The organism is Gordonia marina (genome assembly GCF_052036135.1).
In the GTDB taxonomy this organism is placed as follows: domain Bacteria; phylum Actinomycetota; class Actinomycetes; order Mycobacteriales; family Mycobacteriaceae; genus Gordonia.
Map to the genome: position 1 here is coordinate 19,701 of NZ_JBPSDN010000044.1, position 11,165 is coordinate 30,865.

An 11,165-nucleotide genomic window follows, 5' to 3' on the forward strand; every position below is an offset into this window, starting at 1 on the left:
CACAGCGATGAGGAGCACGCGATGACGATCACCAACGGGACCTGGACCAACTGGGCGGGCGACGAGTCGGCCACCCCGGCGCGCATTCTGACGCCCGCCACGGTCGAGGAACTGTCCACCGCGGTCGCGGCCGCGGCCGAGGCCGGTCAGACCGTCCGCGTCGTGGGCGCCGGGCACTCGTTCAGCGACCTGGTCGCCACCGACGGCCTCCTGCTGAGCCTGGACAGGCTCGCGGGTATCGCGCACTACGACGCCGACGCCGGCCTGGTCACCATCGGCGCCGGCACCCGCCTGTACGACCTCAACCCGGCGCTGGACGCCCTCGGTGTGGCGCTGCCCAATCTCGGCGACGTCGACCAGCAGAGTTTCGCGGGTGCGTCGTCGACCGCGACCCACGGCACCGGCCGGCTGCTCGGCAATCTGGCCACCGGGATCGAGTCCATGGATCTGGTGCTCGCCGACGGCAGCACGCTGACCTGCTCCGGCGACGACCCGGAGACGCTGGCCGCGGCGCGGGTGAGCCTCGGCGCCCTCGGCGTGGCCACCTCCTACCGGCTGAAGGTGGTGCCGGCGTTCGCCCTGGCGGCCCGTGAGTTCACCATGCCGATGCCCGAGCTGACCGCCCGGCTCGACGAGCTGATCGACACCAACGACCACTTCGAGTTCTTCCACTTCCCGCACACCGGCGCCGCGATGGTGAAGCTGAACAACCGGACCGACCGGCCGCTCGCGCCGCGCGGCGAGCTCGCCGCCCGCGCGAACGAATTCCTGGAGAACACCGTGGTCGAGGGCGCCTCGCGGCTCGGCAGGCGTCTCCCCCGGGCCATTCCCGTCCTGAACCGGACGCTCACCGCGCTGGCCTCCGGGTCGGAGTACGTGGACCGGAGCTACCGGGTGTACGCGAGCAAGCGCGCCGTGCGGTTCACCGAGATGGAGTTCGCGGTCCCGCGGTCCGCCTGCCTGCCCGTGCTCGACGATCTCGCGCGGGCGATCGAGCGCGAGGGCTTCGCGGTGAACTTCCCGGTCGAGGTGCGCTTCGTGGCCGGTGACACCGACTCCTATCTGAGTCCGTCGTACGACCGCGAGACCTGCTACATCGCCGTGCACATGTTCCGCGGCATGCCGTGGCGGCCGTACTTCCGGGCCTTCGAGGACATCGCCTCGGCGTACGACGGCCGCCCGCACTGGGGCAAGCGGCATCTGCTCGACGCCGAGGCGCTGGCCGGCCGCTACCCCGAGTGGGATCGCTTCCAGGACGTGCGGTCCCGGCTGGATCCCGGCGGCGTGTTCACCAACGACCACATCCGCCGGGTCCTCGGGCCGGTGCGCCCCGCCTGACGTCAGGAGTGACGGGCCGCCTGCTTGCGCAGTTCGTAGCGGGCCAGGGCGTTCTTGTGCACCTCGTCCGGGCCGTCGGCGAAGCGCAGCGTCCGCATCCCGGCGGCCATCTCGGCGAGCGGGAAGTCCTGGGACAGCCCGCCCGCTCCGTGCGCCTGGATCGCCCAGTCCAGGATCTCCCCGACCACGCGCGGTGTCGCGATCTTGATGGCCTGGATCTCCGTGTGCGCCTTGCGATTTCCAGCCGTGTCCATCAGCCAGGCGGCCTTCAGGGTGAGCAGCCGGAGCTGTTCGATCGCGACCCGGGACTCGGCGATGCGGTCGCGGATCACCCCCTGTTCGGACAGCGGCTTCCCGAACGCGATACGGGTCGAGACGCGGTCGCACATCAGCTCCAGTGCGCGTTCGGCGATCCCGATCGAGCGCATGCAGTGGTGGATGCGGCCCGGGCCGAGGCGGCCCTGCGCGATCGCGAAGCCGTCGCCCTCCTCACCGATCAGGTTCTCGGCAGGCACGCGCACGTCGGTGAACCGCAGCTCGGCGTGGCCGCCGTGGCTGGCGTCGTCGTACCCGTAGACGTGCATCCCGCGCACCACCTCCAGGCCGGGGGTGTCCCGCTCGACGAGGATCATCGACTGCTGCCGGTGCCGGTCCGCGGTGGGATCGGTCTTGCCCATCACGATGAAGATCGTCGCCTTGGGGCTCATCGCGCCGGTGATCCACCACTTGCGGCCGTTGATGACGTATTCGTCGCCGTCCCGCACGATCGACATCTCGATGTTGGTGGCATCGGAGCTGGCCACGTCCGGCTCGGTCATGGCGAACGCGGAACGGATCTCGGCGTTCAGCAGCGGGGTGAGCCAGCGTTCGCGCTGCGCGTCGTCGGCGAACGCGGCGAGGACCTCCATGTTGCCGGTGTCCGGCGCCGCGCAGTTGAGCGCCGCCGGGGCGAGCGCCGGGCTGCGGCCGGTGATCTCGGCGAGCGGCGCGTACTGCACGTTGGTCAGGCCCGCGCCGTGCTCGCCGGGCAGGAACAGATTCCACAGGCCGCGGCGCCGGGCCTCGGCCCGCAGTTCGGCGAGGACCGGGACGCTGTCCCAGTCCCAGGGGTCGGCCAGCGCGGCCAGTTGCTCGGCGAAGACGGGCTCGGCCGGGTAGATGTGGGAGTCCATGAAGTCCAGGAGCTTCTCCCGGTACTCCTGTGTGGTCTGGTCGAAGGTGAAGTCCATGTCGGTGCTCCTCGGATCGGTGGTGGACGGGTCAGTCGGCGAGCGCGGCGAGACCGGCGGAGAGCAGCAGCGGAACCCCGTCGCCGACCCGCGCGAAGCCCTCGCCGACGGTCTGTCCGTTGACGTAGCGGTAGTGGATGCCCTCGGAGATCCCGGCCAGCTTGAAGAAGGCGAGGGCCTGGTAGAAGCCGAAATCGGTCAGGTCGCGGTCGGAGGCGGCCGAGTAGCGGGCGATCACCTCGTCCTCGGTGAGGTAGCCGGGCGCCGTCGAGACGTCGGTGACGCCGCCGCCGAGCTTGCCCACCCGGTCGTAGACGGTCATCAGGGCCAGATCGGTGAGCGGGTCGCCGATGGTCGCCATCTCCCAGTCCAGGACCGCCGCCGGACGATCGGCGGCGTCGAACAGGACGTTGTCGAGGCGGTAGTCGCCGTGCACGATGCCCGGCGCCCCGTCGCGGGCGGGCACCCGCGCGACGAGCGCGTCGTACAGGGCGACCATGTCCGGCAGATCACGGGTGTGGGCGGCGTCGAACTGCTTGCGCCACCGCTGGACCTGGCGTCCGGTGAAGCCCTCCGGACGACCGGCGTCGCCGAGTCCGACGTGTTCCGGATCGACGGCGTGCAGGGCGGCCAGGGTGTCGATCAGCCGCTCGGCGATGGCCCTCGTGCGCTCCGGCCCGAACGGCACCAGTTCCGACGCCCGGCGGTAGGGCGTCCCGTCGACGGCCTCCATGACGTAGAACGGTGCCCCGAGGACCGCGTCGTCGTCGCAGTGCGCGTACATCGCCGGCACCGGCACCGCCGTCTCGGCCAGCGCCGACATGAAGCGGTACTCGCGGCCCATGTCGTGCGCGGTGGCGAGCAGATGCCCCACCGGCGGGCGGCGCAGCACCCAGCGCCGCTCCCCCGCGCGCAGCAGATATGTCAGATTCGACTTGCCGCCCGCGATCAGCTCGGCGGTCAGCGCGGCGCCGGGATCGGCGACGTGCTCGGCGAACCACGGGGTCAGCGCGTCCAGGTCGAGGCCGGGAAGCCGATCGGTCACGAGCCGGCCCCCTTCTCGATCACCTGCTGGAGCTGGTTCATTCCGGCCAGCCAGCGGTCGGTCGACGACGCCCGCGCACCGTAGTAACCGGCCACCTCGGGGTGCGGGAGGATGAGGAACCGGTCGTCGCCGAGCGCCTCCACGACGGTGTCGGCCACCGATTCGGGGCTCAGCACCTCGCCGACGCCCAGGAGTGCGGCGGGCACCTCGTCGATCATGCCGGTCTGGACCCACTGCGGGCACAGCGCCTGCACCACCACACCGCGATGACGGTAGGTGGCCGAGAGCCATTCCGCGAAGGCGACGGCGCCGTGCTTGGTCACCGAATAGGCCGGGGCGCCGAGCATGGTCAGCAGACCGGCCGCCGAGGCCGTCACCACGAATCGGCCGCCGCCGGCCTCGATCCACTCCGGGATCAGGTGGCGGGCGGCGCGCACGTGCGCCATGACGTTCACGTCGACGGTGCGCGCCCAGTCCGCGTCGGACGACTCCAGCCCGTGCCCGCCGTCGATGCCTGCGTTGCCGAACCACGCCGCGATGGGGCCGTACGCCTGCCGCGCGGTCGCGATCAGGGCGGCGACGCCCTCCTCGGATGCGGCGTCCCCGGCCACCGCGAGGGCGGTTCCGCCGGCCGCGGTGATCGCCTCGACCGTGCGGTCGGCACCGGCCGCGTCGAGGTCGGCGACGACGACCCAGCCGCCGCGGGCGGCGAGCCCGGTCGCCAGCGCCGCACCGATGCCGCCGGCCGCTCCGGTGACGACGACGCACGCCCCGGCCGGATCGAAGGCGCTCACACGCCACCGCCGAGCAGCACGCCGCCGTCCACCACGAGGGTCTGACCGGTCATCCAGCCCGCATCGCCCGACAGCAGGAACGCGACCACCGAGCCGATGTCCTCCGGCTCACCGAGCCGCTTCAGCGGGTAGGCGGCCGCGGCCTGTTCCTCGCGGCCCACGTAGAGGGCTTCGGCGAAGCGCGTCTTGACCACGGCGGGGGCCACCGCGTTGACCCGGATCTTCGGACCCAGTTCCATCGCGAGTTCCTCGGTCAGGTGAATCACCGCGGCCTTGGACACGCCGTAGAAGGCGATCATCGGTGCCGGCCGCAGGCCCGCGATCGAGGCGACGTTGACGATCGCCCCGCCGTGCTCACCCATCCAGCCCGCGTACGCCTTCTGCGCCCACGACAGCGCGGACAGCACGTTGACGTCCATGATCTTGCGGGCCGCGTCGACGTCCATCTCCATCAGCGGCCCGAACACCGGGTTGATGCCCGTGTTGTTGACCAGGAAGTCGAGCGAGCCGAATCGTTCGAGGGCGGTCGCCACCACCTGATCCTGGTGATCGGTGTCGTCGGCACGACCGGCCACCGCGACGGCGTGATCCGGTCCCCCGAGCGCCGCGACGGCCTCGTCGAGCGCGGCCTGCTTGCGCGCGGTGATCACCACGCGGGCGCCGTCGTCGACCAGCCGCTGGGCGATCGCCAGACCGATGCCTCGACTGGCGCCGGTGACGACCGCCGTCTTACCGGCAAACCGGGATGTACTCATCTCGTCTCCTCTTCACGTGCCGACTAAGCGCTCGCTTAGTTGCGTGTGCTCTACTCTGCCTGCAGACACTGCGCAGCGTCAAGCACTGGGGAAGGAGACGAGAAAAGTGACCGAGAACATGTCCCGGGCCGACCAGACCCGGCAGCGCCTGCTGCGCGCGGCCGTCGAAGCCTTCGCCGAGCGCGGTTTCCACGGCACCACCACGCGCGACCTGGCCGCGGCCGCGGGGATGAGCCCGGCCGCGGTGTACGTGCACTACCCGTCCAAGGAGGATCTGCTCTTCCAGCTCTCGCTGACCGGCCACGAACGGACCCTCGCCGTGCTCGACGCCGCCGATGCGCCCGGCGCCGCTCCCGGCGTACGGCTGGCCGCGCTGATCCGGGCGTTCGTCCGCTATCACGCCGAGGACCACACCTGGGCCCGGATCGTGAACTACGAGCTCGGCGCGCTCACCCCCGAGCATCTCGCCCGGATCACCACCCTGCGCCGGGCCATCGCCCGCCGCCTGCGGGCCGCGGTCGACGCCGGCGTCGCCAGCGGCGACTTCGCGACCGACGATCCGGCGACCGTCACCCTCGCGCTCGAGTCGATGGGCATCGACATCGGCCGGTGGTACTCCGACGATCGCGGCCCCACGCCGGAGGCCCTGGCCGAGTCGTACAGCGCGCTCGCGCTGCGCATGGTGCAGGCCCGCGGACAGTAGCCGACGTGTGTCGCGACACACCCGGACACCCCCGGGAACAAATCACCCGCCCCGATCGTCTGACAGAGTGATACCCAAGGCGCACCGCCTCGGGCGCCGCACTGGGACGGAGGAATCCATGACCGACACCGCCACGACCACCATCGTCTCCCCCTCGCTCACCGCTGCCGATCGCTGCGATCGCTGCGGGGCCGCCGCGAAGGTACGGGCGACGCTGCCCGCCGGCGGCGAACTGCTGTTCTGCCGCCACCACTACAACGACCACGAGGCACGCCTCGTGGAAGCCGGGGCCGTCGTCACCGACTGACGCCCCCGCCGACGATCGAGACCGGGCCGCGAGCGATGATCGCTCGCGGCCCGGTCTCGTCGTCGGTGCGCCGGGTCCGGGCGCTCAGTTCCAGGTGCGCAGCGCTTTGATCCGCTCCTGCAGCTGTTCGGCGGTGGCCATCGCGGTCGGCGGGCCGCCGAGCCGCTGGCGCAGCTCGTTGTGCACCCAGCCGTGCGGCCGGCCGGTCCGGTGATTGTGCAGCGCCACCAGCGTGTTCAGTTCCTTACGCAGCGCGTGCAGGCTCGCGCCGGTGCTCCGCTCGGCGGCGTTGGGCGCCTCGGCGGCCGCGGCGTCCTCGCGCGGACGCACCGTCGACCGATTGGACACCTGCTGCGCCTGCCGCTGTTGCAGCAGCGTCCGCACCTGCTCGGCGTCGAGCAGTCCGGGCAGCCCCAGGTAGTCCGACTCCTCCTCCGAACCGGGCATGGTCGCGGTGCCGAACGACGAGCCGTCGTAGATCACCTGATCCAGCTCGGCGCTGGCGTGCAGCGACTGGAACGCCGGCTCGTCCTCACCGGGCTCGTCCTCCCGCTTGTTGGCCTCGGCCAGCGCGGCGTCGTCGAGACCGGTCTCCTCGCGGTGCGGCTTGCCCAGGACGTGATCGCGCTGCGCCTCCAGCTCGCTGGCGAGCTGCAGCAGCACCGGCACCGACGGCAGGAAGACGCTGGCGGTCTCACCCGGCCGCCGCGACCGCACGAAGCGGCCGATGGCCTGCGCGAAATACAGCGGCGTCGACGCGTTGGTGGCGTAGACGCCGACCGCCAGGCGCGGCACGTCGACGCCCTCGGACACCATGCGGACGGCCACCATCCACTCGTCGCCGGACGCCGCGAAGGCCTCGATCCGCTCCGACGAGCCCGCCTCATCGGACAGCACCAGCGTGGGACGCGTGCCGGTGATCGATTCGAGCAGCTCGGCGTAGTCGCGCGCGTTCTTCTGGTCGGTGGCGATCACCAGGCCACCGGCGTCGGGCACCCCGGACGCCCGCAGCTTCTGCAGACGGCGATGCGCGGCGCTGAGCACCGCGGGGATCCAGTCGCCGTGCGGGTCGAGCGCGGTGCGCCACGCGCGGGCGGTCTGCTCGGCCGACAGCGGCTCACCCAGCCGCGCGGTGAACTCCTCACCGGCGCTGGTGCGCCAGCTGGCCTGCCCCGAGTAGGCCAGGAAGACCACCGGGCGGACGACGCCGTCGCGCAGCGCATCGGAGTAGCCGTAGGCGTGGTCGGCCCGCGAACGGGCACCGCCGCCCGGTTCCGGCTCGTAGGTGACGAACGGGATCGGCGAATCGTCGGACCGGAACGGGGTGCCGGTCAGCGACAGCCGCCGCTCAGCGTCGTCGAAGGCCTCCCGGATGCCGTCGCCCCAGCTCTTCGCGTCGCCGCCGTGGTGGATCTCGTCGAGGATCACCAGCGTGCGCCACCGCACGGTGCGCTCCCGGTGCCGGTACGGGTGCGCGGCGACCTGCGCGTAGGTGAGCACCACCCCGTCGAAATCGGAGCTGGTCGATCCGGTCGAGTTGGAGAAGTTCGGATCGAGGTTGATCCCGACCCGCGCCGCGGCGGCCGCCCACTGGTACTTCAGGTGCTCGGTCGGCGCGACCACGGTGATGCGCTCGACGGTCCGGTCGTACAGCAACTCCGCGGCGATCCGCAGGCCGAACGTCGTCTTACCGGCGCCCGGCGTCGCCACGGCCAGGAAGTCCCTGGGCTTGGCGGTGAGGTACTTGGTGAGCGCACGGCGCTGCCAGGCACGCAGCGATCCCGAGGGCTCAGGCCTGCTCTGCCCCGGCGTCACGGTCTCGTCCATGGTCGATGTCAGCCCCGGTTCACTCATATCGCAGACGAGTCTAAACCCTCCGGGCGACAGAGCCGCCACGCCGCAGGACCGCCCCGGACGCCACCGAGTCCCGCCGATCGGCCATGCTGGTACCCATCAGTACCGATGGCCCGAGGCCCGCGCCGCCGGCCGACGGAGAGCACTCCGCCGGCGGTTCAGCGCTGCGCAAAAGCGGGCGGCTGGTGTGGCGGACCACCGTCAAGTCGTGGGACGACGGCATCATCGGCTGGTCCGCGCAGGCCGCGTTCTGGCAGGCCCTCTCGCTGCCGCCGCTGCTGCTCGGCGTGATCGGCAGCCTCGGCTACATCGGCGGGTGGTTCGGCCCGGACACCGTGCAGATCATCAGCGACCGGATCGTCGGATTCTCCGGCAGCGTGTTCACCGAGCAGGTGGTGGACGATCTGATCCGGCCCACCGTGGACAACGTCCTCCATCGCGGCCGCGGCGCCCTGATCTCACTGAGCTTCGTGATGTCGCTGTGGGCCGGGTCCTCGGCGATGAGCTGTTTCGTCGCGGCCATCGTCACCGCCCACGACCAGCACCAGGTGCGCAACCCGGTCTGGCAGCGCATCTTCGCGCTGATCATCTACATCGTCTTCCTGATCACCGCGGTGCTGCTGTTGCCGCTGGTCGCCCTCGGACCGACGTATCTGATCCAGATCGTCCCCGCGGACTGGGGCAAGGCGATGAACTGGCTGATCACCTGGGGCTATTTCCCGTTCGTCGGCCTGCTGCTGATCGGCGTGCTGGTGCTGCTCTACCGCTTCGCCCTGCCCTACCCGCTGCCCTGGCTGCGTCTGGTGCCGGGCGCCTTCCTCGCCGGGGTGTTCTTCTGGGTGGCGACGTACATCCTGCGCGCCTATCTGACGGCGCTGGCCAAGACCGGCTACACCTACGGTGCGCTCGCGACGCCGATCGCCTTTCTGCTGTTCGGCTTCTTCCTGGGTTTCTCGATCGTCCTCGGGGCCGAATTCAACGCCGCCATCCAGGATCTCTGGCCGCGCGAGCACAACGGGCCGGTCGTGCGGCAATGGGTGTCGACGCAGACCAGCGAGATCACCGACACCCTGCGACGGCGCGCCATCCGGCCCGGTCAGCGGCCGCGACGGCCCGCGCCGCAGCCCGTCGACGACGAACTCGGCGCGCGGCCGACCGAACCGATCCGGCGGCGGCCGCCTACTTCTTGAGCTTCGCGTAGACCTTCTTGCACTTCTCGCACACCGGCGACCCCGGCTTGGGCGACTTGGTGACCGGGAAGACCTCGCCGCACAGCGCGACGACGTGCGTGCCCATCACCGCGCTCTCGGCGATCCGGTCTTTCTTGACGTAGTGGAAGACCTTGGGTGTGTCGTCGTCCTGTTCGGTCCGCTCGTCGAGGTCGGGGCGTTCGATCGTCTGGGTGCTCATCGTTCCATTGTGACGCAGGCGGCGCGGCGATGCAGCCCGCCCCGCGTTGGCGTCACCGACCCTCGAGTGGAACAGTGGAGGTATGGCACGAACGGGCGAGGATTCCGGCGGGCGCCGCGGCGCCGGCGCGGATGCCTTCCTGATCACCCGGGCCGAGCAGAGCCTGGAGGATCAGCAGCGTGCCCGCGTCCGCAAGTACCTGTGGATGATGAGCATTCGCATACCCGCGCTCCTGCTGGCCAGCGGCGTCTACGCCTGGACGCACAATCCGTGGTGGGCCGTCGGCATCATCGCGATCTCGATTCCGATGCCCTGGATGGCGGTGCTGATCGCCAACGACCGCCCGCCGCGCAAGCGCGGTGAGGTGCAGTACTACAAGTTCGGCCCCGGCCGCACCGTCGGGCCCGCCGAACTGTCCACCGAACCCGCGCCGCCTCCGCCGCGCGACCCGGCCGCCGAGGGCCTCGTCATCGAGGCCGATCCGGCCGACCCCGCCGCGCGCCGGGACTGATCCCCGCCGGTCTCCCGCCGGGCGCACATACTCAGCGACTTCTCAGCCTCGCCGGGAACCTTCCGCGCCATCGGCGCGTTGGACCTGATGAACGCTCGCCACAGATCGTCGTCCGAGGAGGCCGCATGTCCACCGCAACTCGTACCCGTCCCGCTCCCACCGCCGAGGATCTGGACGCCCAGTCCCCCTCCGCCGATCTGGTCCGCGTGTATCTGAACGGGATCGGGCGCACCGCGTTGCTCACCGCCGAGCAGGAAGTGGATCTCGCCAAGGCCATCGAAGCCGGCCTGTACGCCAAGCATCTGCTGGAGACCAAGAAGCGCCTGGGCCCGGCCCGCAAGCGCGACCTGGCGATTCTGGTGCGCGAGGGCGAGCAGGCCCGCGCCCACCTGCTGGAGGCCAATCTGCGCCTGGTGGTCTCCCTCGCCAAGCGCTACACCGGTCGCGGCATGCCGCTGCTCGACCTGATCCAGGAGGGCAATCTCGGTCTGATCCGGGCGGTCGAGAAGTTCGACTACGCCAAGGGCTTCAAGTTCTCCACCTACGCCACCTGGTGGATCCGGCAGGCGATCAGCCGCGGCATGGCCGACCAGAGCCGCACCATCCGGCTGCCCGTCCACCTGGTCGAACAGGTCAACAAGATCGCCCGTATCCGCCGTGAACTGCACCAGCAGCTCGGCCGCGAGGCCACCGACGAGGAGCTGTCGGCCGAGACCGGCATCCCCGCCGAGAAGATCGCCGACCTGATGGATCACAGCCGCGACCCGGTGAGCCTGGACATGCCGGTCGGCAACGACGAGGAAGCGCCGCTCGGCGACTTCATCGAGGACGCCGAGGCCACCTCCGCCGAGAGCGTCGTGATCTCCAGCCTGCTGCACTCGGACATCCGCTCGGTGCTCGGCACGCTCGACGACCGCGAGCGCCAGGTGATCACCCTGCGTTTCGGGCTCGACGACGGCCAGCCGCGCACCCTCGACCAGATCGGCCGCTCCTTCGGGCTGTCCCGCGAGCGCGTCCGGCAGATCGAGCGCGACGTGATGGGCAAGCTCCGGCAGGGCGACCGCGCCGAGAAGCTGCGCGCCTACGCCAGCTGACCGGCGTCAGCACCTCCCCACCGGCCGCGGGGGGGGGGGGGGGGGGGGGGGGGGGGGGGGGGGGGGGGGGGGGGGGGGGGGGGGGGGGGGGGGGGGGGGGGGGGGGGGGGGGGGGGGGGGGGGGG

General features: G+C 71.2%; 12 protein-coding genes. 6 read left to right on the forward strand and 6 right to left on the reverse strand.

Annotated elements, in window-relative coordinates; translation table 11 throughout:
* The first annotated feature begins 21 nt into the window (after positions 1–21).
* On the forward strand, positions 22–1,338 hold the full coding sequence (locus ACSEEN_RS19215; RefSeq protein ID WP_440714052.1) for a D-arabinono-1,4-lactone oxidase: 1,317 nt from the start codon (positions 22–24) through the stop codon (positions 1,336–1,338).
* Between the two features lie 2 nt (positions 1,339–1,340).
* Here ACSEEN_RS19215 and ACSEEN_RS19220 read toward each other — a convergent pair whose 3' ends face one another.
* Genes ACSEEN_RS19220 through ACSEEN_RS19235 form a run of 4 tightly spaced genes read right to left on the reverse strand, consistent with a single transcriptional unit; the run spans position 1,341 to position 5,161 of the window.
* Complete coding sequence (locus tag ACSEEN_RS19220; RefSeq protein ID WP_247863688.1) at positions 1,341–2,567, reverse strand: acyl-CoA dehydrogenase family protein; 1,227 nt, start codon at positions 2,565–2,567, stop codon at positions 1,341–1,343.
* 31 nt (positions 2,568–2,598) lie between these two features.
* Entirely contained in the window at positions 2,599–3,612 is a 1,014-nt protein-coding gene (locus ACSEEN_RS19225; RefSeq protein ID WP_247863689.1) for a phosphotransferase family protein, read from the reverse strand.
* Positions 3,609–4,406 carry an SDR family NAD(P)-dependent oxidoreductase gene (locus ACSEEN_RS19230; RefSeq protein WP_371307748.1) on the reverse strand — a complete coding sequence of 266 codons (798 nt, stop codon included), beginning with the start codon at positions 4,404–4,406 and terminating at the stop codon, positions 3,609–3,611. The genes ACSEEN_RS19225 and ACSEEN_RS19230 overlap by 4 nt, the downstream gene beginning before the upstream one ends.
* On the reverse strand, positions 4,403–5,161 hold the full coding sequence (locus ACSEEN_RS19235) for an SDR family oxidoreductase (RefSeq protein ID WP_247863691.1): 759 nt from the start codon (positions 5,159–5,161) through the stop codon (positions 4,403–4,405). The genes ACSEEN_RS19230 and ACSEEN_RS19235 overlap by 4 nt, the downstream gene beginning before the upstream one ends.
* 106 nt (positions 5,162–5,267) lie before the next feature.
* Between ACSEEN_RS19235 and ACSEEN_RS19240 the strand changes: the two genes are divergently transcribed.
* Entirely contained in the window at positions 5,268–5,864 is a 597-nt protein-coding gene (locus ACSEEN_RS19240) for a TetR/AcrR family transcriptional regulator (protein WP_349306132.1), read from the forward strand.
* A gap of 118 nt (positions 5,865–5,982) precedes the next feature.
* A complete protein-coding gene (locus tag ACSEEN_RS19245; RefSeq protein WP_247863692.1) occupies positions 5,983–6,171 on the forward strand; it encodes a DUF7455 domain-containing protein in 189 nt (62 codons plus the stop codon).
* A gap of 84 nt (positions 6,172–6,255) precedes the next feature.
* Here the strand turns inward: ACSEEN_RS19245 and ACSEEN_RS19250 are convergent, their stop codons facing one another.
* Positions 6,256–7,998, reverse strand: a complete 1,743-nt coding sequence (locus tag ACSEEN_RS19250; RefSeq protein ID WP_298446692.1) for a DEAD/DEAH box helicase — start codon at positions 7,996–7,998, stop codon at positions 6,256–6,258.
* Between the two features lie 212 nt (positions 7,999–8,210).
* Here ACSEEN_RS19250 and ACSEEN_RS19255 point away from each other — a divergent pair, with 212 nt between their 5' ends.
* Positions 8,211–9,215, forward strand: a complete 1,005-nt coding sequence (locus ACSEEN_RS19255; protein ID WP_371307747.1) for a YihY/virulence factor BrkB family protein — start codon at positions 8,211–8,213, stop codon at positions 9,213–9,215.
* On the opposite strand, the gene ACSEEN_RS19260 is transcribed toward ACSEEN_RS19255, so the two are convergent.
* Positions 9,205–9,435, reverse strand: a complete 231-nt coding sequence (locus ACSEEN_RS19260) for a DUF3039 domain-containing protein (protein WP_298446680.1) — start codon at positions 9,433–9,435, stop codon at positions 9,205–9,207. The two genes, ACSEEN_RS19255 and ACSEEN_RS19260, sit on opposite strands and share 11 nt — an antisense overlap.
* Positions 9,436–9,517: 82 nt before the next feature.
* Here ACSEEN_RS19260 and ACSEEN_RS19265 point away from each other — a divergent pair, with 82 nt between their 5' ends.
* Complete coding sequence (locus ACSEEN_RS19265; protein ID WP_247863698.1) at positions 9,518–9,946, forward strand: DUF3099 domain-containing protein; 429 nt, start codon at positions 9,518–9,520, stop codon at positions 9,944–9,946.
* Positions 9,947–10,071: 125 nt separating this feature from the next.
* Positions 10,072–11,040 carry a sigma-70 family RNA polymerase sigma factor gene (locus ACSEEN_RS19270; protein ID WP_247863700.1) on the forward strand — a complete coding sequence of 323 codons (969 nt, stop codon included), beginning with the start codon at positions 10,072–10,074 and terminating at the stop codon, positions 11,038–11,040.
* The last annotated feature ends 125 nt before the right edge of the window (positions 11,041–11,165 follow it).